Origin of the sequence: Bibersteinia trehalosi (assembly GCF_004346205.1) — a bacterium.
Classification (GTDB): Bacteria; Pseudomonadota; Gammaproteobacteria; order Enterobacterales; family Pasteurellaceae; genus Bibersteinia; species Bibersteinia trehalosi.
Window position 1 is genome coordinate 93718 of the sequence record NZ_SMAM01000008.1, and the last position, 26120, is coordinate 119837.

The 26120-nt window shown below is 39.0% G+C and carries 21 protein-coding genes; 16 read left to right on the top strand and 5 right to left on the bottom strand.

The features are described from left to right. Nucleotides 1-47 precede the first annotated feature (47 nt). Nucleotides 48-1022, bottom strand: coding sequence for a transferrin-binding protein-like solute binding protein (locus EDC51_RS09155; RefSeq protein WP_025267444.1), 975 nt, complete (start codon nucleotides 1020-1022; stop codon nucleotides 48-50). A gap of 151 nt (nucleotides 1023-1173) precedes the next feature. Between EDC51_RS09155 and EDC51_RS09160 the strand changes: the two genes are divergently transcribed. The 4 genes from EDC51_RS09160 to hflX all read left to right on the top strand — a co-directional run bounded on the left by EDC51_RS09160 (nucleotide 1174) and on the right by hflX (nucleotide 5256). Beyond that, the gene (locus EDC51_RS09160) at nucleotides 1174-2472 is read left to right on the top strand and encodes a transferrin-binding protein-like solute binding protein (RefSeq protein WP_025267443.1); all 1299 of its coding nucleotides are present in this window, start codon (nucleotides 1174-1176) and stop codon (nucleotides 2470-2472) included. Nucleotides 2473-2595: 123 nt separating this feature from the next. Beyond that, entirely contained in the window at nucleotides 2596-3537 is a 942-nt protein-coding gene (gene miaA / locus EDC51_RS09165) for a tRNA (adenosine(37)-N6)-dimethylallyltransferase MiaA (RefSeq protein ID WP_015431644.1), read from the top strand. Nucleotides 3538-3593: 56 nt separating this feature from the next. After that, on the top strand, nucleotides 3594-3881 hold the full coding sequence (gene hfq / locus EDC51_RS09170; protein WP_015431645.1) for an RNA chaperone Hfq: 288 nt from the start codon (nucleotides 3594-3596) through the stop codon (nucleotides 3879-3881). Nucleotides 3882-3900: 19 nt separating this feature from the next. Further along, nucleotides 3901-5256 carry a ribosome rescue GTPase HflX gene (gene hflX / locus EDC51_RS09175; protein ID WP_131928769.1) on the top strand — a complete coding sequence of 452 codons (1356 nt, stop codon included), beginning with the start codon at nucleotides 3901-3903 and terminating at the stop codon, nucleotides 5254-5256. A gap of 6 nt (nucleotides 5257-5262) precedes the next feature. On the opposite strand, the gene EDC51_RS09180 is transcribed toward hflX, so the two are convergent. Together EDC51_RS09180 and ydiJ are read right to left on the bottom strand one after the other, a co-directional pair. Next, nucleotides 5263-5676, bottom strand: a complete 414-nt coding sequence (locus EDC51_RS09180; RefSeq protein ID WP_131928770.1) for a PACE efflux transporter — start codon at nucleotides 5674-5676, stop codon at nucleotides 5263-5265. A gap of 5 nt (nucleotides 5677-5681) precedes the next feature. Continuing rightward, nucleotides 5682-8735: a D-2-hydroxyglutarate dehydrogenase YdiJ gene (gene ydiJ, locus EDC51_RS09185; RefSeq protein WP_131928771.1), complete on the bottom strand. Its 3054-nt coding sequence runs from the start codon at nucleotides 8733-8735 to the stop codon at nucleotides 5682-5684. 213 nt (nucleotides 8736-8948) lie between these two features. On the opposite strand from ydiJ, the gene ompA (EDC51_RS09190) reads away from it, so the two are divergent. Further along, nucleotides 8949-10043, top strand: a complete 1095-nt coding sequence (gene ompA / locus EDC51_RS09190; RefSeq protein WP_131928772.1) for a porin OmpA — start codon at nucleotides 8949-8951, stop codon at nucleotides 10041-10043. Nucleotides 10044-10243: 200 nt separating this feature from the next. Next, nucleotides 10244-11326 carry a porin OmpA gene (ompA, locus tag EDC51_RS09195; protein ID WP_025267438.1) on the top strand — a complete coding sequence of 361 codons (1083 nt, stop codon included), beginning with the start codon at nucleotides 10244-10246 and terminating at the stop codon, nucleotides 11324-11326. A gap of 56 nt (nucleotides 11327-11382) precedes the next feature. Here the strand turns inward: ompA (EDC51_RS09195) and matP are convergent, their stop codons facing one another. Continuing rightward, nucleotides 11383-11829, bottom strand: coding sequence for a macrodomain Ter protein MatP (matP, locus tag EDC51_RS09200; RefSeq protein ID WP_025267437.1), 447 nt, complete (start codon nucleotides 11827-11829; stop codon nucleotides 11383-11385). 76 nt (nucleotides 11830-11905) lie between these two features. On the opposite strand from matP, the gene EDC51_RS09205 reads away from it, so the two are divergent. The 8 genes from EDC51_RS09205 to ptrA all read left to right on the top strand — a co-directional run bounded on the left by EDC51_RS09205 (nucleotide 11906) and on the right by ptrA (nucleotide 22660). Next, nucleotides 11906-13525 (top strand): AAA family ATPase, encoded by a 1620-nt coding sequence (locus tag EDC51_RS09205; RefSeq protein ID WP_015431652.1) that lies wholly within the window; start codon nucleotides 11906-11908, stop codon nucleotides 13523-13525. A 112-nt stretch (nucleotides 13526-13637) separates the two neighbouring features. Next, nucleotides 13638-14168: a bifunctional 3-hydroxydecanoyl-ACP dehydratase/trans-2-decenoyl-ACP isomerase gene (fabA, locus tag EDC51_RS09210; RefSeq protein ID WP_015431653.1), complete on the top strand. Its 531-nt coding sequence runs from the start codon at nucleotides 13638-13640 to the stop codon at nucleotides 14166-14168. Between the two features lie 98 nt (nucleotides 14169-14266). Next, complete coding sequence (locus EDC51_RS09215) at nucleotides 14267-14788, top strand: Type II secretory pathway, pseudopilin PulG (RefSeq protein WP_131928773.1); 522 nt, start codon at nucleotides 14267-14269, stop codon at nucleotides 14786-14788. Next, on the top strand, nucleotides 14742-15440 hold the full coding sequence (locus tag EDC51_RS09220; RefSeq protein WP_025267435.1) for a hypothetical protein: 699 nt from the start codon (nucleotides 14742-14744) through the stop codon (nucleotides 15438-15440). Before EDC51_RS09215 ends, EDC51_RS09220 begins: the two co-directional genes overlap by 47 nt. A 1-nt stretch (nucleotide 15441) precedes the next feature. Continuing rightward, nucleotides 15442-16107, top strand: coding sequence for a DUF2572 family protein (locus EDC51_RS09225; RefSeq protein ID WP_131928774.1), 666 nt, complete (start codon nucleotides 15442-15444; stop codon nucleotides 16105-16107). Next, nucleotides 16094-16399 carry a DUF5374 domain-containing protein gene (locus EDC51_RS09230; RefSeq protein ID WP_025288815.1) on the top strand — a complete coding sequence of 102 codons (306 nt, stop codon included), beginning with the start codon at nucleotides 16094-16096 and terminating at the stop codon, nucleotides 16397-16399. The genes EDC51_RS09225 and EDC51_RS09230 overlap by 14 nt, the downstream gene beginning before the upstream one ends. Nucleotides 16400-16430: 31 nt before the next feature. Further along, on the top strand, nucleotides 16431-19718 hold the full coding sequence (recC, locus tag EDC51_RS09235; protein ID WP_131928775.1) for an exodeoxyribonuclease V subunit gamma: 3288 nt from the start codon (nucleotides 16431-16433) through the stop codon (nucleotides 19716-19718). Then, nucleotides 19715-22660 carry a pitrilysin gene (gene ptrA / locus EDC51_RS09240; RefSeq protein WP_131928776.1) on the top strand — a complete coding sequence of 982 codons (2946 nt, stop codon included), beginning with the start codon at nucleotides 19715-19717 and terminating at the stop codon, nucleotides 22658-22660. The genes recC and ptrA overlap by 4 nt, the downstream gene beginning before the upstream one ends. Nucleotides 22661-22734: 74 nt before the next feature. Here ptrA and hypT read toward each other — a convergent pair whose 3' ends face one another. Beyond that, nucleotides 22735-23619: a hypochlorite stress DNA-binding transcriptional regulator HypT gene (gene hypT, locus EDC51_RS09245; RefSeq protein WP_131928777.1), complete on the bottom strand. Its 885-nt coding sequence runs from the start codon at nucleotides 23617-23619 to the stop codon at nucleotides 22735-22737. 213 nt (nucleotides 23620-23832) lie between these two features. On the opposite strand from hypT, the gene cuyB reads away from it, so the two are divergent. After that, nucleotides 23833-24528, top strand: a complete 696-nt coding sequence (gene cuyB / locus EDC51_RS09250) for a cysteate racemase (protein WP_015431661.1) — start codon at nucleotides 23833-23835, stop codon at nucleotides 24526-24528. A 17-nt stretch (nucleotides 24529-24545) separates the two neighbouring features. Next, a complete protein-coding gene (locus EDC51_RS09255) occupies nucleotides 24546-25853 on the top strand; it encodes an anaerobic C4-dicarboxylate transporter (RefSeq protein WP_015431662.1) in 1308 nt (435 codons plus the stop codon). Nucleotides 25854-26120 lie beyond the last annotated feature (267 nt).

Below are 26120 nucleotides of genomic sequence, written 5' to 3' on the forward strand. Positions count from 1 at the left end.
TAAGCGGTACATTTTGTAAATTTTTTTGCAAAATGTACCGCTTGTTTTTATTGTGAATCGTCAGGACGCTTGTCGGTTGCGCCAAAAACACCATTGTATTGGCTTTGGCTTTCGTAGAATACACCGCCTACTTGGTTTGCACCTGAGCCATAGAATGCTCCTTTGCTTTCAACGCCATGACTATTACCATTGAAAGTATTGCCCTCAATGGCTGCACTGAAAGCGAGTTTTTCAGTTTGTCCATCTTTGAGTGAGACATTCAGTTGTTTTTGATTAAAATCAGCTCTTACTTCTGCACTAAGCGCACTGTAATTTCCCGCTTTGCCATATAAGGCATCGCCTTTTTTGTAAACAAATTTACCGCTTTTTGGCATTGGATACAGATTCGCATGTCCATTATCTATTTCACTCCATACCCCTTCAATCGGGGTTTGTAAGCCTTGCACAAATAAGTGGCTATGTGCATTTGAGTTGATCACACCAAAGCGGACAAATTGATAAACACTTTGATCATATAAGCTATAGACAGAGGTTTTGTTTACTGCACCCGAAATTTCGCCCAATGAACCATGTTTTTGATCAGCCGTAGTGAGCGAATTAAACCCACGTTGCTCATCCTCTGCGGCAAGGGTTTTCAGCGCGATCTCAACATTATCAATAAAGAGACTTTCTAATGTTTCTTTTTCCACATTGTGTAGATTTTTGCCAGATACACTACCATTTGCTGAATTAATGCTGAGTATCGCACCCGTTAAACGCGCGTCTTTAGGGCTACTAAACATAGGTGAAGTCAGCTTAGGAGTGTTATCTTCCGTGTTAGGCTGCACGGCGTGATCTGCCGAGGTATTTCCAGCATTCGGCGGCGTGACTGACGGGGTCGCAGGCTGGGTATTATTGCTGGAATCTGGTATTTCTGTTAAGAAAATTGGTGCAGTACCGTTACCGCCACCACTACTGGATGAACAGGCTGAAAGCATAAGTGCACAGGCGGTAGTGATAAAGCTAAAATGTAATTTTTGCATAAAAGATCCTCAGGAGGTAAAAACCGCGGCATTTTACCAATTGCGCAGAAATAACTCAAATCATAACTATTATCAATTATATTGAATTTTGCTAGGATTATTGTTAGAATTTTCGCCCAATTTCATATTAAAACTTTTATTTGGAGACATAATGAAAACCTTAAAAATCAGCCTGCTTTCTGTGGCATGCGCCATTGCTTTAGGAGCGTGTTCATCTGTCAAGGATAGCGTGAATTCTTATATTAATAGCCAAGCAAATCAGGCACAAAAGAGTGCAAATCAAAAAGCACAGGATGCGAAAGAAGCACAAAAAAATGCCGAAGAAAAAGCGCGTGAAGCAGAAAATAAATTGGCTGAGTCTGAGAAAAAGTTAGCAGAAGCCAATAGTTCTGAGACAAATACAAAAGAAGAATTAAAAAAGGCAGAAGCAGAGAAAGACAATGCTGCTAAAGCGGCGCAAGCTGAAAAAGAGCGTGCAGATAAGTTACAACAAGAGCTTGATGCCGCGAAAAAGGCTGAACAAGATAAACTTGCGGCATTAGCCGCAGAGGAGCGCCGTGTTGCTGAAAATGTAGCGGCATTACAAGCGGGCTTTGAAGATCGCGGTACGGAAAATAAAATTATTGCTTACGGTTTTAGACAAACCCCAACAGAATTTAAAATCAGCAATGTAGCAGGTAAGATTTTAACTGTAGAAAATGGTGCATTAGCCGATAGCACTTTCCCAACGGCGCATAAAGATCTCAATACCTTACTGATTGATGGTAAGAGCATCCAATTATTTGATAGTGCTGATATTCAAGCCAGCTATTCAATGGGTAAAACAACGGTCAAAGAAATTGATGAAGATGACTATCTTGGTCATGTGGTAGGTTTATCAAAAAGTAAATATCATGATGACCACACGCAATCTCGCTATGGCTATGTGACTAAAAATGGTAAAACCACTTTGTTTGTACAAGGGCATTTAACACCGGTTCAAAATGCTGAAGAGCCAAAAATTGCTTCACCATACGATCATGGTAACCATTTTAACCGTGATGGCGCAGCTATTTTAGATGCATTGCCAACCGATAAAGTCTATGCATACCAAGGTTTAGCATTTTATGGCAAAGAGAACAACTATGTTCAGCTCAATACCGAGGCAATTGCTGATTTTAATGAGAAAAAAGTTAAAGTAGAGCTAAAAGAGGCGGATACGGTAAAACTCACATTAGGCGGCAATATCAAAGAGGGTGGCAATACCTTTGCCGGTCAATATAATGGGGTGCATACTAACGGTGCATTCTACGGTAAAGCAGGCTTAGATATTGCAGGGACATTCTATGTCGCAGAGGGTGCAGACAAAGACTATAACGGTGTCTTTGGTGCAACTAAACAAGGTTGTGGTATTCTCTCTTGCTCTGAAGCACCAGCAGGCACTTCATTAGCTGATTTTCAGGTGAAATAGTCGTTCTTAGAGTGCGAAGCATTTAAATTAACGGCGAACGATACCTTACAAGCGGTTAGATTTACTGAAACTTTTGCAAAATTTCGGTAAAATCTGACCGCTTGTTATTTTTTTAAGACGATTATGCAAAAAAATCCTGCCATATTTTTAATGGGTCCGACAGCCTCGGGAAAAACTGATCTTGCCATTGCATTACGCCAGCGATTACCAGTGGAAGTAATTAGCGTTGATTCTGCTTTAATCTATAAAGGTATGGATATTGGTACGGCAAAGCCAAGTAAAGCAGAGCAAGCACTTGCACCCCATCGCTTAATTGATATTCTCGATCCTTCAGAAAGTTATTCTGTGATGAATTTCCGTGAAGACGCACTGCGGGAGATGGCAGACATCACAGCACAGGGTAAAATTCCACTTCTTGTTGGCGGTACAATGCTGTATTACAAAGCCTTATTAGATGGGCTGTCGCCATTACCCTCTGCTGATCTTGCTATTCGTGCTGAAATTGAGGCCAAAGCTGCACAGATTGGCTGGGCAGGTTTACATGCAGAATTACTGAAAATCGACCCAGTTGCAGGCGCGCGGATTAATCCTAATGATAGCCAACGCATTAATCGTGCTTTAGAGGTGTTCTATATTTCGGGTAAAAGCATGACTGAGCTCACCGCACAGCAAGGTGAAGCCATTCCTTACCACATTACTCAGTTTGCGATTGCACCGCAAGATCGTGCGGTATTACATCAACGTATTGAACAGCGTTTTCATAAAATGATGGAACAAGGTTTTGAGCAAGAAGTTCGAGCCTTGTTTGCCCGAGGCGATTTAAATGTGGATTTGCCTTCGATTCGTTGTGTTGGCTATCGTCAAATGTGGGAATATCTGGAAGGCAAAATCAGTTTGGATGAAGCAATTTTTAAAGGGATTTGTGCGACTCGCCAATTAGCGAAGCGCCAAATTACTTGGTTGAGAGGTTGGACAAGTGAGCTGGAGTGGCTAGATAGCCTAGACTTTCAAGGTGCTTTATCTAAAATGCTTGAAAAAATGGAGCAAAAGCTATCCAGTTTGTGATAGAATCGGCTCGCCTTTGGCAAAAACCAATTTATAACGACTAGAAGGAATCAAAAATGGCAAAAGGTCAATCTTTACAAGATCCATATTTAAACGCACTACGCCGTGAGCGTATCCCTGTGTCTATTTACCTTGTAAACGGGATCAAATTACAAGGTCAAATCGAATCTTTCGACCAATTTGTAATTTTACTGAAAAATACAGTAAGCCAGATGGTGTATAAGCATGCTATTTCGACCGTGGTGCCAGCACGTTCTATTTCTCATAATAATAGTGGGCATAATCATCATTCAGCACCAGCACAAGCTGCGGTACAGCCAGCAGTAACAGAAAGTGCGGAATAAGTTTTCTGTGTCAGTAGTGATGAATCAACAAGAACCAAATTCAGCGGATGAATTTGGTTCTGTTTTATTGGAGACACCATGGCTTGCTAAAAGCAAAGAGCGAGCGATATTGGTGCATCTTTATTTGGCTCAAAACAAGGATGTTGAAAATCTGCATGAATTTCAAACTCTTGCTGAAGGTGCAGGCGTTGAAATTGCAACGGTGCTAACAACGTCTCGCTCTGCCCCTCATATTAAATATTACGTGGGACAAGGCAAAGCACAAGAAATTGCCGATGCCGTTAAGTACTTTAACGCGGATGTTGTTCTGGTTAATCACCAATTGAGTCCTGCTCAAACGCGTAATTTGCAAACGCTATGTGATTGTCGGGTTGTCGATCGCACAGGCTTAATTTTAGATATTTTTGCCCAACGGGCTCGTTCTTTTGAAGGGAAATTGCAAGTTGAACTTGCACAGCTTCGCCATCTCTCGACTCGCCTAGTTCGCCGTTTAGGCAATCAAGATCAACAAAAAGGTGGTGCAGTTGGTTTACGTGGACCGGGCGAAACTCAGCTTGAAACTGACCGTCGCTTGATTAAAGTCAGAATCCAGCAGTTGCAAAATCGCTTACAGAAAGTGGCAAAACAGCGAGATCAAAACCGCAAAACTCGTCAAAAAGCAGATATTCCCACGGTATCTCTGGTAGGCTATACCAACGCGGGGAAGTCCACGCTCTTTAATGCGATTACTCATGCAGGTGTTTATGCAGCTGATCAATTATTTGCGACACTTGATCCCACTTTACGCCGCATTCAAATTCAAGATGTCGGCACAGCAATTCTCGCTGATACGGTTGGTTTTATCCGTTTTTTACCGCACGACTTGGTCTCTGCGTTTAAATCAACTTTGCAAGAAACGACAGAGGCAACCTTGCTATTGCATGTGATTGATGGGGCTGATGAACGGCGTGAGGAAAATATCGATGCGGTCAATGCGGTGCTAGATGAAATTAATGCATTAGAAATTCCAAGCCTATTGGTTTACAACAAGGTTGATAAACTGGAGGAGGTGTTACCTCATATTGAATATGCTGACGATGGCACGCCTATTGCCGTTTATCTTTCCGCACAGAGTGGGCAAGGGATTGATTTGCTCTTTCAAGCAATGCAAGCGCGCTTAAAATCTGAATTAGTGCGAGAAAAACTTTTATTGCCACCGACAAGCGGTCAAATTTATGCTGAATTTTACCAACGGAACTGTATTCTTAACGAATATTTCAACGAATTTGGCGACCGTTTGCTTGAGATTGAGGTAGATAAAGTACAGTGGCAAAAGTGGCTAAAACAGTATCCCGAATTATTGGAACTTGTTGCTTTAGCAGAATGGGGCGAATAACTCGCCCTATCTATGCTGACTGAGCCAATGACGAATATGGTCGTAGCACCAATGAAATATCAATGTGTAAAACATGACAAAGAGCGTCATGGAAATATCCATCACAAACGCTTCCCACCAACTCACGTGTAGGATAAATGCCACTAATGGCAAGGTAAAAATCAATAATCCCAGTTCAAAACTGATTGTGTGCAAGGTGCGAACCGCCCAACTTCTATGAACTCTTTCGCCTTGAAACAGCTTATCAAACACAACATTAAAAAAGAGATTCCAAATCAGGGCGATAACAGAAATTAACACGATAGTGAGCGTGAGTTCGCCTGTATTATGAGCGGTTGCTAAACGCATTAACACGACGGTAAAAAAGACAGCCCCCGCTTCAAATAGCAGGGCTTGAAAAATACGTTCAAGATTTGACATCATATTTACCTAATACTTTGCAACAACGCCTGCACAGGGTGTTTCAGCACTTTATGTTCAAAACGTTTTACCTGCGAACGGCAAGAATAACCTGTGGCTAAACAGCGTGCTAAATCTTTGCCCGCTAATTTTTTCTGCCACGATTGGGCGTAAATCGCTTTGGACATTGCAAGATGTTTGATTTCGTGTCCGAATGTGCCTGCCATTCCACAGCAGCCGATATTTTCCACGTTCAACGTTTCGCCAAAGTGATCAAAAATTTGTTGCCACTGTTTCATTGAATTAGGCAATGAGGTACTTTCGGTGCAGTGGGCGAATAAATGCCACGGCAAGCGGTCGGATTTTTGTGCTTTTTTACCAAATTGATCTAATTTTGAAATTAACCATTCGTGGGCGAGTAGCACTTCAAAGCCACCGTGATTTTCTTTCAGCACATCTTGGTATTCTTGGCGGTAAATTAAGGTTAATGCAGGATCAACGCCCACCATTGGAATACCGAGTTTTGCCACTCGGTTAAGCATTTCCGCCTGATTTTGGGCGGTTTTGGCAAATTGGCGTAAAAAGCCTTTGACGTGTTGGGCTTTGCCACTTGGATTAAAGGGCAACACCATCGCTTTAAAGCCGAGTTTTTCGGCAAGGCGAACAAAATCGGCAACCACATTGGCATCGTAGAATGAGGTGAAGGGATCTTGTACCACGATGATGCCATTTTCTGGCGAAATCTGACCGCTTGCTGATCTATTTTCCAGCGCTTCCAGTGTCGGTTGCTTGCCAATTTGTGCCTGTAATGTTGGCACAGAAAGTTGGGGCAAATAGGTCATTCCCACCGTTTTTTCTAGTGCTTTTGCCACAAGATGATTGCCACTGAAAAAGTTAAACAGTTTCGGGGCTTTTGCCATCATTGGTGCAACAAATTCTAAATTGGCGACTAGATGATCTTTAACGGGGCGCAAATAACGGCTGTGATAAAGCTGATTAAATTGCGAGCGAAAAGTTGGCACATCAATTTTAATCGGGCATTGGCTGGCACAGGCTTTACACGCTAAGCAGGTATCCATTGCGGCTTTGACTTCGTGGGAAAAATCGTACTCTTTCTCTTTTTTCCACTGATTGCGGATTTTAGCAACAAGATCGGAGAGTTTTGGCTCTTTTTGCAACAATTCCGCAGGGTTGATATTTTGCTCGGCAAGCAATCGCAACCATTCACGGGTAATGCCTGCTCGTCCTTTTGGCGAGAATAGGCGATTGCCCGAGACTTTCATTGACGGACACATTGCACTGTCCACATCAAAATTAAAGCACAATCCGTTGCCATTACAGTTCATCGCCCCTTTAAATTCTTCTCGTACTTGGATTGGAATTTGGCGGTCAAAGTCCGCACGCATTGGCGACAGCACAGGGTAGAGTTCCGCATCGCTTGCTAATGGCGTGCAGATTTTGCCGGGGTTTAGACGGTTTTGCGGATCGAACAAGGTTTTGATATAGCGAAGTTCTTTCCACAAGGTTTCGCCAAAGAATTTTTCGCCATAAGCCGAACGCATACCTTTGCCGTGTTCGCCCCAAATTAAACCGCCATATTGTTTCGTGAGTTCAACCACTTGGTCGGAAATCTGCTTAAATTTTTCCACCTGCGAACGCTCGGTTAAATCTAACGCTGGACGAACGTGCAACACGCCTGCGTCCACGTGCCCAAACATACCGTATTCCAAGCCGTGATCGTCTAATAATTTACGGAAATCCAAAATATAGTCGGCTAAATTTTCAGGGGGGACACAGGTATCTTCCACAAAGGCAATCGGCTTTGCCCACCTTTTGGCATTGCCGAGTAAACCGACCGCTTTTTTCCGCATTGCGTAAATTTTCTCAATTTCGCCGACATCGTGGGTGAGCTGATAACCAATAATCCCACCTTCATTCGTAGCAATTTTACGATCTAACTCGGCACATAAAGCGGTCACTTTTTGCTGATTTTCTGCAAAATCGTTGGAGGCAAATTCCACAATGTTAATGCCTAAAATCGGATTGTTTGGATCCTCACGCAACAGATCAGAAACCGAATGCCACACAATATCCTGCTTGGCGAGATTGAGTACTTTGGAATCCACCGTTTCCACCGACAAGGCTTGGGCTTGTAACATAAAAGGGGCAGCACGTAAGGCGGAGTCAAAGGAATTAAATTTCACATTGATTAGTGTGCGATGTTGCGGAATCGGCAAAAGATTGAGTTTCGCTTCGCAAATAAAGGCAAGTGAGCCTTCTGAACCCGTTAAAATTCGGCTGAGATTAAATTCACTTTCGTCATCGTTAAACACGTTTTTGAGATCGTAGCCAGTGAGAAAGCGGTTGAGTTGGGGTAATTCATTGAGTATGGTTGGGCGTAACTCACGGCAACGCTTGAAAATTTCATTGTGTAGATGTTTGCCGTGGGCGGATAAATTGAGTTGATCTAAGTTTGCAGAAAAATCGTCAGATTTCACCGCTTGCGTTTCCAAAATTTCGCCATTCATTAGCACCGCTTTAATGCCAAGAATATGGTCAGAAGTCTTGCCATATTGCAACGATCCTTGCCCTGATGCGTCAGTGTTAATCATTCCGCCCAGTGTGGCACGGTTGCTGGTGGAAAGCTCAGGCGAGAAAAATAAGCCGTGCAGTTTTAAAAAGCGGTTAAGTTGATCTTTGACCACCCCTGCTTGTACTCGTACCCAACGCTCTTCTACATTCAGTTCCAAAATTTGCGTCATATGCCGAGAGAGATCCACAATAATATTGTGATTCAGCGATTGCCCATTTGTGCCCGTACCGCCCCCACGAGGGGTAAAAGTCAGCGATTTAAATTCATCACGATTGGCAAGTTTCGTGATAATCACCACATCGGCAACGCTTTTCGGAAATAGAATAGCCTGTGGTAAAGCTTGATAAACACTGTTATCGGTAGCAAGCGAAAGACGCTCGGCATAACTATCAGCAATATCGCCTGCGAAATGTTGGTGTTTGAGTTCGGCGAGAAATTGCTGAACTTCAGGGGAAATTTGTGGAATATGGGTAAGATGAGGGATCATTTTGTTTACTGCACTAAAAAGGAAATGAGTGTGATATTAGCAAGAAATTGGGGGGCTTTTAAGCGTTTAATTGATTAAAAAATAGTAAAAAATAGGAAAAGTTCATTTTCTTTTTTTATTTTTTTGCTAGAATGCACCAAAATTTATACAGACTGACGTAGTTGTTAGCTGTGTTTTAATTCTATTTTTTATCAAAGTAAGAGGAACTCTTAAATGAAAAAATCATTAGTTGCATTAGCAGTTGCTGGTTTTGCTGTTGCTTCAGCAAACGCTGCTCCAGAAGCTAATTCTTTCTATGTGGGTGCTAAAGCTGGTTGGGCAACTTTCCACAACGATGTAAACCAATTCAATTCTAAATATGCTTTAGATGAACGTTATGCTGGTGGTCCAACAGCTTACGGTATCAACCGTAACTCTGTAACTTACGGTGTATTTGGTGGTTACCAAATCATTGATAACTTAGCAGTTGAGCTAGGTTACGACTACTTCGGTCGCGTTCGTGGTAACGTACAAGTTGATGAGCAAGATAGCAAAGCTGTTAAACACACTGCTCACGGTACTCACTTAAGCTTAAAACCAAGCTATGAAGTTGTTTCTGGCTTAGATGTTTACGGTAAAGTAGGTGCAGCATTAGTTCGTAATGACTACAAAAACTATGTAGATCAAGAAAAATCTCACAACTTAAAAACTTCTTTATTATTAGGTGCTGGTCTTGAGTATGCAATTACTCCAGCATTAGCTGCTCGTCTTGAATACCAATGGTTAAGCAATGTTGGTAACTTCAACAAAGCAGAATCTAAAGAAAACCGTTTACGTAATGTAACTTACCGTCCAGATATCCACTCTGTATCTGCGGGCTTAGTATATCGTTTCGGCCAAGGTGCAGCTCCAGTAGCAGCTCCTGAAATCGTTTCTAAAAACTTCGCATTCAGCTCTGATGTTTTATTCGATTTTGGTAAAGCAAACTTAAAACCAGCTGCAGCAGCATCTTTAGATGCAGCACACGCTGAAATCCAAAACTTAGGTTTAGCAGCTCCAGCTATCCAAGTAAATGGTTATACAGACCGTATTGGTAAAGATGCACCAAACTTAGCATTATCACAACGTCGTGCAGAATCTGTAGCGAACTACATGGTATCTAAAGGTGTAGCACCAGAATCTATCACTGCAGTAGGTTACGGTAAAGCAAACCCAGTAACTGGCAACACTTGTGATGCAGTGAAAGGTCGTAAAGCATTAATCGCTTGCTTAGCACCGGATCGTCGTGTTGAATTACAAGTTCAAGGTTCTAAAGAAGTTGCAATGTAATTTCGGTTAGAAGCGTAAATTTATTTAAAGAACGCCCATTTTTTGGGCGTTTTTTGTAAATTTTATTTTAAGCAAAGCAAATTATTGCTATAATCAGACAGTCTTTATGACTTCTCTTTAAGTATTAGTTAGAGAGATGGTTGCACCATATAAAATAATGGTGTTGTTTATTTTCGATGACGTAAATAGAGGATCATCAAATGAAAAAATCATTAGTTGCATTAGCAGTAGCTGGCTTTGCTGTTGCTTCAGCAAATGCTGCTCCAGAAGCTAACTCTGTATATGTTGGTGCTAAAGCTGGTTGGGCTTCATTCCATGACGGTATCAGCCAAATCGACCACAAAAACGGTGGTAAATACGGTATCAATAAAAATTCTGTAACTTACGGTGCATTTGTTGGTTATCAAATTATTGATAACTTAGCAGCTGAAGTAGGTTATGAATACTTTGGTCGTGTTCGTGGTTTAGAGCAAACCAAAGCAGGCGGTTCTAAGAAAACTTTCCGTCACTCTGCGCACGGTACTACTATCGCATTAAAAGGTAACTACGAAGTTATCAGCGGTTTAGATACTTATGCAAAAGCTGGTATCGCTTTAGTAAATAACAGCTACAAAACTGTGAATGTAGATACTAAAGTGCCAACCAAAACTTCACGTTTCCAAAGCTCTTTAATCTTAGGTGCTGGTGTTGAGTATGCAATTACTCCATCTTTAGGTGCACGTATTGAGTATCAATGGTTAAATAACGCAGGTAAAGCAAGCTACGCGACTCTTCGTCGTATGGGCGTTGAAGGTTCTGATTATCGTCCAGACATCAGCTCTGTATCTGCAGGTTTAACTTACCGCTTTGGTCAAGGCGCTGCGCCAGTTGCTGAGCCAGAAATCGTAACTAAAAACTTTGCATTCAGCTCTGATGTGTTATTCGATTTCGGTAAAGCGAACTTAAAATCAGCTGCAAAACAATCTTTAGATGCAGCACACGCTGAAATCCAAAACTTAGGTTTAGCAACTCCGGCTATCCAAGTAAATGGTTATACAGACCGCATTGGTAAAGATGCACCAAACTTAGCATTATCACAACGTCGTGCAGAATCTGTAGCGAACTACATGGTATCTAAAGGTGTAGCACCAGAATCTATCACAGCGGTAGGTTACGGTAAAGCAAACCCAGTAACTGGCAACACTTGTGATGCAGTGAAAGGTCGTAAAGCATTAATCGCTTGCTTAGCACCGGATCGTCGTGTTGAATTACAAGTTCAAGGTTCTAAAGAAGTTTCTATGTAATACATCTTTGAGCTAAGCTTGAAAAACGCCATCATTTGATGGCGTTTTTGTTTTTCTTACTTCAATAATGCTTTTAAGTTCTGCTTCATTTTATCAACTTGTTCAGTGTAGATTTGTTTGTTTTCAGACTCATCAATCAAGTAGTGAATGCATTCTGATAGCGTCATTTCCATACGGTTAGAAAGCTTAGAAAGCCTTAGCCAGCTTGCATAGTCTAAGTCAATAGATTTTTTACGAGTGGACTGCTTTTCAGCATTGAAGAAACGTTTACGCCTGGCTCGAATAGACTGACGCATTTTCTTACGTTGCTCAGCCGTCATTTCTTGTTTAATCCATTGTTCTATTTCTTCTGGTGAATCTTGCAAAGTCGTCAGTAATTGAATTTTTAGTTCAATAAGGCTTTGCTCTTCATATTTGGTGATGTTTTCGCCTTCACGGTATTTTTTCAGCAGATATTTCCATTTCCAACCTGCTTCCTGAATTTCAAGTTTCTGGTATCGCATATCTCCCCCTAATAATTTGTGAAGTATAGCGGAATTATGGGTATAATGAAGCAAATTTCTATAAAGAGGTAGATAAGTGCAACTTTCCCCACTTGCTTGGCAAGATTTAACTGTTCAGCATACATTCGCAGAGCATACTCATTCAATCACATTTTTTGATTTTCAACCAAATGCGACTCAAGCACTCAAACAGTTTATACTCGCTGATTTTGGCTCTCTATTGGTATTAAAAACGGAAACTTTGCCTGCTTTTCTTACTGAAATTCAGGCTTTTTTTAGCCAGCATAGTCAGTCATTTTTATTAAAAAATGAAGCAAATCAAAAAAGTCTATTTGGTTATGCATTTTTTCGAGCAAAAGAGAATAAGATTGAGACGGTAAGCGGTGCTGTTGAGCAAATAAATGGCAAAATTTTAATTCTACCTGTCGCTACATTACTTAATGATATTGCTTTATGGGATAAGCTTAAATCGGCATTACTTTTTGGGCAATATGAGGCGCGTAGTGAAAATGCGCTTCCAGTAGCATTAGAGCCGATTCAGAGTCAATTTAAGTTGCTGTTGTTGGGTAGTCGTGATGATATTGCCCTGCTTGCTGAATATGATGAAGATCTTTATCAAGTTGGACATTATGCGGAAATTCAATCTTATCTGAACATTAGCGATAACCTTGAAAAATGGGCAGACTATGTTCGTACGGCAGCACAACAAAATGGCTTGAGGTTATCCGATCGTTCACTTAATCAGTTATTGCGATATTATGTGCGAGAAAGTGAAGATCGGAGTTTAATTTCAATTTCTCCGGCCTTATTGCAGAAACATTTACAGGCATTGCGCCAGTTTTATTCACCACATTGCCAGCTAGATAATATCCAAGGTTATTTTGACTATATTGAGCAACAAGCAGCAGTTTTGCACCAATATGCCTTACAAGATATTTTAAAAGAACAGCTTTACCTTGAAACTGATGATGAAGAGATTGGACAAATTAACGGTTTGTCGGTGGTAGAATTTAATGGTGTGCCACAAAGTTTTGGTGAGCCGTTACGAATTAGTTGTAATGTTCAATATGGTGATGGCGAAATTCATGATATTGAACGTAAAGTTGAATTAGGGGGTAATATCCACTCTAAAGGGATTTTGATTGCTCAATCTTGCCTCGCTAACTTACTAGAATTACCTACACAGCTACCATTTTCCGCTTCACTCGCATTTGAGCAATCTTATGGTGAAATTGATGGTGATAGCTCTGCATTAGCTATTTTTTGCGTGTTGATGAGTAGCTTGTCGAAATTAGCACTGCCGCAATCTATTGCAGTAACCGGTTCCATCGATCAATTTGGTAATGTTTTAAGTGTGGGAGGGGTAAATCAGAAAATTGAAGGCTTTTTCCAAGTTTGTCAAGCACGTGGATTAACTGGCAAACAGGGGGTCATTATTCCTAAAGTATGCCTTTCACATTTGAGTTTAAACCAAGCAGTGATTTCTGCTGTTAAAAATGAGCAATTTGCAATTTGGGCTGTGGAAGATGTTTTTGAGGCACTAGAGATTTTACTTAACCGTTCATTCTATGATGAAGAGAATGTGGAGATTCAGCAGCCTTCTTTATTTACCTTGGTGCACCAATATATTGATGAACAGCAGCATATGGGAACAAGCGGTTCATTTTGGCAGAAAATTTGCAAAATATTTAACTGATCCGACAAGTCAGCTTACATCTGTTTGCTAATTATTAAGTCTGTTATGATATGTTTAATTTAGAAACATTGAAATAACAGACTTTCTTTTTACTTAATAAGGCTTGAAAATCATGAACAGCTGTACACCCAATATAAAACCAAACTACGATTACAATGACTTGCTTGCTTCTGGGCGTGGTGAACTTTTTGGTGAACAAGGCCCACAATTACCTGCACCATCCATGCTCATGATGGATAGAATCACCAAAATTACGGATAAAGAGGGCTTATTTGAGAAAGGTTACATTGAGGCAGAATTGGATATTCACCAAGATCTACCTTTCTTTGGTTGCCACTTCATTGGTGATCCTGTTATGCCAGGTTGTCTAGGCTTAGATGCTATGTGGCAATTGGTTGGTTTTTTTCTTGGCTGGGTCGGCGGTAAAGGAAAGGGTAGGGCATTAGGTGTTGGTGAAGTGAAATTCACGGGACAAATTTTACCTACTGCGAAAAAGGTAATTTATCGTATTAACATGAAACGAGTGATTAATCGGAAATTAGTGATGGGCATGGCAGATGGCGAAGTCGAAGTAGATGGTAGAGTGATTTATACTGCGACTGATTTAAAAGTTGGTCTTTTCCAAGATACAGCTTCTTTTTAATTTTGGGATCTGTGTCGAAAAAATAGTTTTTATAGATTTACAACCCTCCTGAAACCTCTAATATCCCTTACAGCTAAATTTTTGTAAGGGATTTTTTTATGTATCGAGCAATTACTCTGCTTGAAACATTGATTACATTAGCAATTATCGTTATTGCAAGTTATTTTATTTCTCCCGTACTATTTTCTTTTCAGGATCAACTTTTGGTAGAAAATGAGATTGAAAATGTGAAATCATTTCTCTATCAGCTTCAAGATAAAGCACGTTATCAAAATAGAAATTATGCATTAAATATCGCTCAGAATAGTCAGCATTGGTGCATTATTGCTATTGCAAGAAATAGTGGAAAATCGACCGCTTGTGATTGCTTAAATTTGAAAAGTTGTCAGCTATTAGGTTTGGATTATCACCTATATAAGAATCATAATAATGTGTCTATCTATAATAAGAATACTTACCCTAAAATTCTCACGTACTTTGATGGAAGAAGTGGTAATCAATCGACTATTTGTTTAAGTATATCCAAAGGGAAAAATCAGGCAATTTTACAAATTCAGCGTAATGGGGTGATTAATGTTATTCTTGATACCAAAGCACGTAGTCAATGTAAAGAAAATTAATAAAGCCATTACATTATTAGAAACATTAGTAGCGTTATCATTGGGTAGTATTATCTTGTTCGCCGCAAGTCAATTATATAGTGAGATTTATTTTGCTCAAACTAAATACCGAGAACTATTTAAATTACAGAAAAATGCACATCAAATTCTAAACTATTTACAGCAACATATTCTAAATACGGGTTATCAAGGTATAAATCGAGAAAAGAGTAATTTTGATTGGTTTAAGGTGCAAAATAGTGCTTATCATGTAGAAGAGCATTGTTTGGTATTAATTCAAGATATAAACGCAGATGGTTGTTTAGGTACAAGAGTAAAAAAACAGTGTAGTGAGCAAGCACTTAGCATTGCCAAAGATGTTGGAAAGGAGATACTTGCAATCAAGTTAGAGCATAATAATTTAATGATAGCAGGTAAGCAGAATAGCTTCACGCCTTGTCTTTCGGAACAGTGTAAAAATTGGCTAAAAGAGTGCAAGAATTTTCAATGGGAGAAAATTGCAGCTTTATCTGATAATCGAATAGAAAGGCTTCATTTCAGTTGGGAAAAGCGAGATAAATTGCTCAAAATAGACTTAATTTTATCGTCATTAAAGAATAGTCAAATTCAGTACCATACAATTGCTTATGCTTATTTGTTAAATGGAGAATGATATGTCACGTTATTATTTTGCAAATAGTGTACTATTTTCTCTTATTATATTATCGAGCATTGGGATTACTCTTTTTCTTAATAAAGGTTATATTATCGTAAATGAAAATATTAGCCAAAATAATTATATTAATTATCTTGCTGAGAAGATGTGGTTGATTGAATTTCAGAAAATAAATAAAGAACAAGAGTGTTCGATTCAAAAGAAGCCAACGATTTCTTTGAACAAAAAACATTTAACTTTTAGCTTCCACTGTCAATTTCATTCAATTTTTATACAGCCTAAACCAACTAAAGAAAAATATATTTTAGTTGAGAATATTAATGATTGGTTAGATATTAATGCTTATCAGCATGTTATTTATCCTATTGCAAGCTTAGATGATTTGCCAGAGAGTAGCGAAGAAAATCCAAAGATCGTACGTATAACCCAAAATATTGATGGGCGTTTAATGCAGCCATTTTATGGTATTGTAATTACTGATTATCTATTTAATTTTACCGATCAGCGTATCTACGGCACAATTTATTCGAGTAATAATGCTAATGATCCTAATCGGCGTAATTTAAGTTATAAAAGAAATGTCATTCAGAATATTGAGCGAGATTATTCGAATTGGCGCTATCTTCCCAACTCTGCTAATACATTAAACCATGAAAATAATTAAAGCTGAAAGTATTATTTCATTACTCATTGCAGTAGGCCTATTCAGTATTGTCTGCTTAGCGTGGTTACAATGGCAATCAGAACAAAATGCTCAGGAGCAGTTAATTTTTCAGCGTCAGCAAGCCTTGCAAATTGCAGAAAATCAGATTGCTCGCCAAATGGCAGGGTTATCTTGCCAGCGTAAATTAGAGCAGAATGGTATCTATTTTGAAATTATTCGTTGTACTACCACAGAGATAGAAATCCACTTTCCAAAAGGGAAAATCATAGTCAATCGCACTACAAAAAGTTAAAATACTCCCTTTCTTCAAAGAGGAAAGGGCGATGCTAAAAGTCTATTATGCGAACCAATTAAGGGATCATAAGGATCTGCTTGTCGGTATTTTAGAGAATGATCCAAATCCAGATCCTTTTTCGCAAGAAACAATCTTGGTACAAAGTATTGGTATGGCGCAGTGGCTGCAAATGGAGATTGCGCAGAAAATGGGTATCAGTGCTAATATCGCATTTCCTTTCCCAACTAGCTTTGTTTGGCAGCAATATCGCACACTCTTTCCAGAGCTACCTAAAGAAAATATTTTCTCGCCTTCAAGTACAGTTTGGCGGTTTATGCGTTTGATCCCTAAGCTACTTTCTCACCCCTCTCTGAGTCCATTGGCTCGCTATTTGGCAGAAGGCGATCAGCTAAAGCTATACCAGTTGGCCACTAAAATTGCAGATATTTTCGATCAGTATCTTGTTTATCGCCCGCAGTGGTTAATTCACTGGGAACAAGGCGAAAGTCAGCATATCTTGAATGCAATAACTCAAAATTCTTCTCTTAAAATACAAGCTCATGCAGAGCTGGAAAATACGATTCAATGGCAAGGAATGTTGTGGAATGCCTTGATTGCAGATATTCGCCAAGATACAGCAGAAGAGATATTTCATACTTCACACCGTGCTTATTTGCAACATCGCTATTTTGAGAAATTGGCTAATTTAAGCGATCTAGAACTGCAAAAATTGCCGAAACGGGTTTTTGTTTTTGGCATATCTTCTTTACCGCCAAGTCAGCTTGCCGTATTAAAAAAGTTGAGTGAATATATTACTGTACATCTGTTTTTCACTAATCCGAGCCAAGAGTATTGGGGTGATCAGCAAGATGAACGTATGCTGGAAAAACTCGCGCTAAAACAGCAAATTTCATCAGAAGAAATGCAGGAATATGCGAAAGGTAATCCATTATTGGCTGTTTGGGGTAAGCAAGGCAAAGAGTTTTTTAACTTACTAGAAGAGCTTGAACCTTTGATTAATGAGCCACGCTTATTTGATGATTTTACGGGCAAATACTCCTTGTTGGCTAATGTTAAGCGGGCAATTTTATATAATCAGCCTGAATTTGATGAGACGCTCAATGAGCACGAAATACCTTCTTTACAAATTCACGCTTGTCATAGCAAAATGCGTGAAGTAGAAGTGCTACATAATCGCTTGTTGGCTATGTTCGAGCAAGATCCTCAGCTATCGCCAAAAGATATCATTGTGATGTCTCCAGATATTGATAGTTATGCGCCTTATATCAATGCGGTATTTGCACGTTTTCAACGCAGTGATAATCGCTATATTCCGTTTAGCTTATCCGATCAAAAAATAAGCCATGTTGATCCTGTCGTGGCAAGTTTTTTAAATTTGCTTTCATTTAAAGAGAAAACATTTAGTGTAGAAGAAATTTTAGATTTGCTAAATGTAGCGGCTATTCGTACGAAATACCAAATCAGTGAGGAACAGCTACTTCAACTACAAGAATGGATCACCTCTGTTGGCATTCGAGCAGGCTTACAGCAAGATAACCCCTCTTGGCAAAATTACAATTCATGGGAAAATGGCATCGCTCGTTTGTTGCTTGGTACAGCATTAAAAGAAGAAAATAACCCATGGCAAAATGTACTTGGTTTTGATGAAAGTTATGGATTAAATGCTGATTTAACTGGCAATTTTGCACATTTTTTAGAAAATCTGACCGCTTGGCATATGCAATTACAAACGGCACATACCGCTAAGCAGTGGCAAGCAATGTTACTTAATTTGCTCACGCAATTTTATAGTGAAGAGCATGAGCAGATCGACAGTGTATTAGTTTTGCAGCATTCGATTAAAGCAGTGATGGAGCCGATCTTACAAACAGAGTTCAATGAACCTCTGGCTACAGAGATTATCTTGCAGCTGTTTGAAAGTCGTTTTCATGATACGCGTAGCAGCCTTAATTTTATGGTTGGTCATGTCAATTTCTGTACGTTATTACCAATGCGTGCTATTCCATTCAAAGTAGTTTGCTTGCTTGGGATGAATGAAGGGGAATTTCCGCGCCAGCAAATGAGCAATAGTTTTGATTTGATGCAATATGCCCATCAAAAAGGAGATCGTGCCAGACGAGATGACGATCGCTACCTGTTTTTGGAATCATTACTCTCTGCACAGCAGGTCTTCTATATTAGTTATATCGGACAATCACTCACCGATAATCAAGAAAAGTTGCCTTCTATTTTAGTGTCACAGTTATTAGATTATCTCTCCAGCCAACTGAGTGATTCTCAAGTTCAGCAGTACCTGTATCGGCACCCAATGACAGTATTTAGTCCAAATAATTTTATTGATGGTGCAATTTCTTATGATGTTGAATGGTTACAGGCGAAACATCAACCACAGGCAATAAATGATTTTTCTGAGCCGATAGCGCGAGACTTCGTGGATTTACCAAATGAAATTGAATTGGATGATCTGATTTCTTATGTTCAAGATCCGGTTAAGTTTTTCTTTAATAGGCAGCTTGGGATTCGCTTCGAACAACATGAATATGCGCCAGAGCCACATGAAGTGTTTGAGCTTTCGAAGCTTGATGAGTATCAGCTTTTGAATAAGTTAGTTGAAATTAAACCTTGTGACCACGCACAATATATTGAAAATACTAAGCTAAAAGGTAAGTTACCCCATGGGTATTTTGGCGAATTGGCAACGCAGGATATGAATGAAAAAGTCCATATGTTACAAATCGCCTTGGCGGATTATTTAGGTAAAGAAAAAAATTTACTTGAAATCGATTATCCGCAAGGGATTCGATTACCAAATGGTGAAACTTATCAAATTCGTGTGCAGGGTTATATTCAAAACTGTTTTGAACAGCAACAAATTGTACAATGGCGAGTAGGAAGACTGCGGGATAAAGATCTTATTAGGGCATGGTTAAATTATTTGTTTCTAATCGTTACCCAAGAAAACAATGTGCTATTTCGTTTTTATTTTTTTGATAAAAAAGTGCAATGTTTACGCTTTACTACGCTTGATAAATCGCAAGCGGCTGACTTAATTCAAATTTACTTACAAGATTATTTTGCAAATTTTGGCCAATTAACTACCGCTTTAACCAGCGATTTAAAAGGCTATTTTAAAACTTTATCGGAAGGCAATGAAAACGAGCTTGATTTAGCGCTGTTGGAAAAATGTCTAAATGACAGCAGTAATTCTTATTGGTATAGGGTTGTAGTTCAAACTGCTGTGCCAGATTTTAATGCTATCCATCAACGTACCCTACGATGGTTTGAGTTGATGATACGGTCTCAGGAGATTCAATGAAAAAGTCTTTTTTAAGTTATAGCTTACAGCTGATTTTTGTACTTGGTGCAGCTCAAGCCAGTACAGTATTTGCAACTGCACATAGCCCCGCGATAGAAACTATACAGAAGGAAGCTCAAGCAGGGTTTGAGAAGTTAGCTGTGCAGATCCATAAAAGCCCAACAGATAAAGCCATTTATCAAGCGATTCGCTTAGATAATGGTATGGAGGTATTGCTAATTTCAGATGATAAAGCAAACAAGTCACTCTTTTCTGTAGGGCTACCGATTGGCTCAATGGAAGATCCAAAAGAGCAGCAAGGGCTTGCTCACTATCTAGAACATATGATTTTGATGGGCTCAAAAGATTATCCTGAAACCAATAGTTTAGATGGCTTCTTAACTAAAAATGGCGGACGTAATAATGCCTACACCGCACCAGATCGCACGGTTTACTATCTGCAAGTAAATAATAATGCCTTCGATGAAGCAGTGGCTCGTTTATCTGATGCTTTTGCGGCGCCATTATTAGCTGAGACCAATGCGAAAAAAGAAGTGAATGCCGTGAATGCGGAGATGGTGAGGGCTAAATCAAGTGATGGGCATTTGATTCGCTCGGTAAACCGTGCAACTGCCAATCCTGCACACCCTTACACTAATTTTGCTGTAGGGAATAATGAAACCTTGTCGGATAAACCCAATAGTAAATTGCAAGATGAATTGCTTAAATTCTACGACACTTATTACTCTGCTAATGTAATGAAAGCAGTGTTGTACTCGAATCAGCCCATTGATAAATTAGCTATACTAGCAGCCAATACTCTAGGTAAAGTCAAAAATAAAAATGTTAGTGTGCCAACGTTAGCCATGCCACTGTTTACCGAGCAAGATTTAGGGGTGGTATTGCACTATAACCCTGTGATTCCAACAAAAAGTTTGACGGTTTCTTTTGATATGCCTGAAGACAAGGCGGCTTTCCGCCAAAAATCAGGAGAATATCTCTCTTATGTATTTAGCAATAATACCGAAGGCACATTGGCGGATTATTTGGTGAAACAGGGGTTATCGGATTCAGGTATTGGCGCGATTTATAGTGATGATGTTAGCCGCAATCGTGGTTCATTTAATATTTCTGTGCGTTTAACTGATAAGGGATTAGCAGAGCAGGATAAGATAATTTCACTGATTTTCCAACAAATAGAGCAGATTAAAAAAGAAGGTATTCAAGCCAGCTATTTTGGTGAACTCAAAGAGAGCTTAAGCCAAGATTTTAAACACTTACGGGTAGATAAAAGCTTTAACTATGCGGCAAGTCTAGTGAGCCAAATGCTCAGCTATCCGCTGGAAAATATTTTTGATCAGGCTTATGTGGCTGATGAAATGGATGTTAATGAAATTAAAGCGAAATTAGATTTAATGATGCTTGATAATGCTCGTATTTTCATTGTGGATGATAAAGCTACAACCAATCAAAAAACGCCATATTTTGAGGCTCCTTATGCGATTGCCAAAATGACGGCAGCACAAAAATCTAAATGGCTTGATTTTAGCCAAAATCCAACGCTAAAACTGCCAGCATTAAATCCATATTTCACTACGGAATTTACGCTTAACGAGGTGGATACTAGCCGTGAAATTCCAAAACTAATTTTAAAAGGTAAGGGCACAGAAATTTACGCAATGCCGAGTAAGTATTTTAGTGATGAAGCTAAAGCTCGTCTCCGTATTACGATGAGCATTTCGCCACGTGCGGATAATGTAAAAATGGATGTTACTTCTGTATTGTTAAATGTGATGAATGGGCTAGCCCATCGCCAAACGGCTTTTCAAGCTTCAGTCGCTGGAATGAGTGCTAATTTGATGACGACTGCAGATAGTATAGGGATTGTTGCTGATGGCTATACGCAGAATCTTGCTAAATTGCTGCAAGATGTAGTTGTGAATTTCAGTCAGTTTGAGCTGACAGAAAAAGATTTAGCATTGGCAAAACAGCGTTATCTTGAAAATCTTGATGCACTAGAAAAAGATTCTGCACAACGCCAAGCTATGCAGCCTGCGGGGAATTTTGCTCGCTATCCATTCTTTGAAACAGCGAAAAAACGTCAGGTATTAGCTGAAATTAGCCTTGATGATGTAAAAAATTTACGTGAACGCCTATTAAATAAAATGACTGCAGTGCGCATTCTCTCGTTAGGCAATCTTTCCGATACTCAACTCAAAACATTGCTGAAATCATTAGAGAAAGTCGTTAAAAACAACAATAGCCATATTGAATTTGGACGTTATGTTGATATAAATCAGAGTCAGCGTAAAATTAACTATATAAAACATATTCCGCATCAGGATAACGCGCTTTCTGTGAGTTATTTCTCCACTGGTTACGGAGATATTGAGGGTAGTGTTCGTGCTAGCTTGTTGGCAGCAATTATTTCTCGTTGGTATTTTGATGATTTACGTACAGATAAACAACTGGGTTATGTGGTATCTGCCAGCCGTGATCGTATTGGTAAGACCTCTGGGATTTCATTTACCGTACAAAGCCCTATTGCATCGACTAATGAAATTATGCAGCATAATCAACGTTTTGTAACGGAAAGTTTTGAACGTTTGCAAAAATTATCTGATACAGATTTTGAAAAATATCGTTCGAATCTTATTGAAACAATGCAGCATAAACCAGAATCTCTTTTACGTGAATTTGGTGAATATAATGGTGATTTTATGCATGGCAACGATAATTTTGATCGTAAGGCTCAGGCAATTAAATTGCTAAAAGTTCTAACGAAACAAGATATTGTTGATTTTTATCGTCAAACATTAGTTGAGCAAAACGGTTTTGTTTTTGCTTCACAAGCGATAGGGACAAATACCCGTATTAATCAAGCTGCAGAGTTAGTCGGCTTTGAAACGATAGAAAGTATCGAGGCCTTACAAAAAGAGTTTGAAATAAAACATTACCATTAACTCAAAAAATACTAACGGTATTAGCCGTTAGTATTTTTGTAAATAAGTAAGATGTTATGGTGCAATCAGGTGACTTATAGTTGAATATTTTTTAAATCATTCCAAAATTCTTCAGCCACATTATTTAAGCGTGTATTCATTCTGTAAATATAGCCTTTAATCGGAATGACGAGTTCCGCCTTATCTAAAATTTTAACTTTTTTATGTCGCAATTCTTCTTGTACCGAATATTTCGGTAACCAAGCAATGCCTTGATGATTGAGTAACATATTTTTAAGTAATTCAGACATAGAAGAGATAAACTTAGTTTTAGTACATAGCTTTGTTTGGGCTAATTTTCTATTGACTAACCGTCCCATGTAGGAGTTGGGTGTATAGTTTAATAATGGGATATTGCTATCTGTAATATTGAATAATGCTTCACCAGTAATATCTACAGGAGAAACTGGATAAAGTTGAGATTGTAATATTTCCAAAGAGAGAAATGGTGGTTGCATAAGCCTTTCGTCGTAAAATGAGAAAATAAAATCACTTTTTCCTTCAATAAGCGTATTCACGGTTTGATCGACATCGATAGCTTCTACCGAGTAAATAAAGTTCTCATGTTTTTGTGAGAGTGTACGGATCAGATTGGGCATAATAGAAAGTGAGAGTGAATGGGCTGCTGCAAACTTAATATTGGGTAAATTACAATTATGTCCTAACAATTCATCTAGATTATTCCTTAATTGTTGGAGTAAATTTCGAGTCTGTGAATGAAATAGTTTTCCTTGATCGGTAAGTTGTAATGGTAGTGAAGAACGATCGAATAATTTTACACCAATCACTTCCTCTAAAGCGGAAATTCTACGACTAAATGCTGATTGAGAGAGATTCCGTTTTTCTGCTGCTTGAGAAAAATGGCGGTACTCTTCTAAGATTAAAAAATCTTCTAACCATTTTGTTTCTATATTTTTCATACACCACCTATGCAAAATTTGCATTATCTTTTGGCTAAATGCATAACAATGTTTTTGTGAATATTTTTATTCTATTGATTTCCAAAGAATTATTCCAGTTTGTCAGAAGGATGTTGCATTTTTTGCATTGTACTCCAATTTATTGCATTTCTTTTTGATATTTCCTTTCTGCTATAACCCTTCATAGTTAAATTCACATTGAAGGAAACATATATGGCAAAAAATATTATTGGTATTTTAGGGGGAATGGGACCTGCTGCAACAGCAGATATGTTCCAGAAATTTATTCGCCTTACTCCCGCTAATTGTGATCAAGAACATATTCCACTTCTAATTTCTTCTATTCCTGATATCCCAGATCGAACCCGCTGTATTTTGGCGCAAGGTGAAGACCCTGCGCCATTGATGGAGAAATATGTACAGGGGTTAGAAAATGCAGGGGCAACTTGCATCATCATTGCTTGTAATACCGCTCACTATTGGTTTGAGCATTTGCAGGCAAAGAGCCATGTAGAAATGCTCAGTATGATAGATACGACATTAGATGAAGTGTTGAAAAGTAGGAAGCAGAAAATTGGTTTATTAGCAACGGATGCTACTTTGGCATCAGGATTATATAAAAATCGGATTGAAGCTCAAGGGCTTACCTTTATTCGACCAAATGAAGCAGGACAAAAAGAAGTTATGGAGAGTATCTATTTGTTGAAATCCGGTGAAATAGAAGAATCGACTAGGCTGATGTTAAAGCAGAAAGATGAGCTCATCCGTTTAGGGGCTGAAATTATCATTTTAGGTTGTACAGAAGTACCAATTATTTTAGCAAAAGAGATAGAACGGCAGCCACAACTCTATGTGGATTCTACACTGAGCTTGGTTCAATCAGCAATTAATTGGTATCAAACACATTAAATGAGGGAGAACTTATTATGATTTATGCAGAAATTTTTGTGGTGCTTGCGGCTATCTATTTAGGATTACGCTCGGGTGGCTTAGGTATTGGTTTATATGGCGGGTTAGGATTGGCAATTTTAACCTTAGGTTTTGGACTACCAATGGGTTCTATTCCTATTGATGTCATGTTAATTATCATGACTGTAGTGATCGCTGCGGCTGTATTACAGGCTGTTGGTGGAATGGATTTGCTCGTGCATTATGCTGAAGTGCTAATGCGCAAAAATCCTAAATATATTAACTTTATTGCACCAGCAATTACTTGGTTGATGACTATTATGGCAGGTACCGGATTTATTGTTTTTTCTACTTTGCCAGTGATTGCTGAAGTAGCAAAAGAGAGTGGTATTCGACCTTCGCGAGCATTAGCTGGTTCTGTTGTCTCTTCTCAACTTGCGATAGCGGGTTCTCCTCTGAGTGCTGCCATGGCAGCATTAATTGCAGTCATGGAAGGTAATAGTGTGACTTTCTTTCAGGTCATAGCGGTTTGTTTACCAGCTTCTTTCATTGCCTCAATGGTAGGAGCTTTTGTTGCATCTCGCCAAGGTTGTGAGTTAAAAGATGATTCTATATATCTGGAACGTTTAAAGGCGGGATTGGTTAGTCCATCTAAAAATGTAACTCATGTGGCTAATCGTCGTTCTGGCGCTCAACTTTCTATTGGAATTTTCTTGCTAGCGACAGTATTAATTGTCCTATTTGCAGCAGTACCGGGATTAAAACCTGTCTATGAAAGCGGTAAATCAATGAGTACTCGCGATATTATTATTGTGATGATGCTTGCTTCTTCTTGCTTAATGATGTTGGTCGGCAAAATTAAACCGGATGAAATTGTGGCGAGTTCTATTTTCCGTTCAGGTATGACATCTATCGCAGTGATTATCGGGATAGTGACTTTAGGGATGACATTTGTGGATGCACATTTAGCTGAAATAAAAGAATCAATTGGTGGCATTCTTACATCGTATCCAATGTTATTAGCAGCAGTACTGTTCTTTACTTGTGCTTTACTTTATTCACAAGGTTCAACCTCTGCGCTTATTATTCCATTAGCTGTTACTCTTGGTGTTCCGAATTGGGCGATTCTTGCTTCTTTTGTTGCTATTACAGGAATCTTTATTTTACCAACATACCCTACTTCTTTAGCAGCAATGGAACTTGATTCGACAGGCTCTACTCGGGCAGGAAAATATATGCTGGATCACCCATTTATGTTGCCAGCATTATTTGGTGTAGTGGCAGGATTGATCTTTGGTTTTGTTTTTGCACCAATGGTTGTCTAATAAATGGCTTGTAAGTGAGTTATTTTTGTTAATATAGCTTAAAATAAAATCAAGCGGTCATTTTTTTTAGATTTTTTGCAAAAAAGCGCTTGCAAAGGATTTTGAAATCTCTATAATGCACGCCATCGCAACGACGCACTGTTGCAAAGTTAAAATTTCCAGTGCGTCGTTCTTTTTTGTTCTTTAACAATATATCAGACAATCTGTGTGGGCACTTGTTGATTGATTAGTTAAAAATATTTTTTAATTTTGAAGTCTTAATAGGTG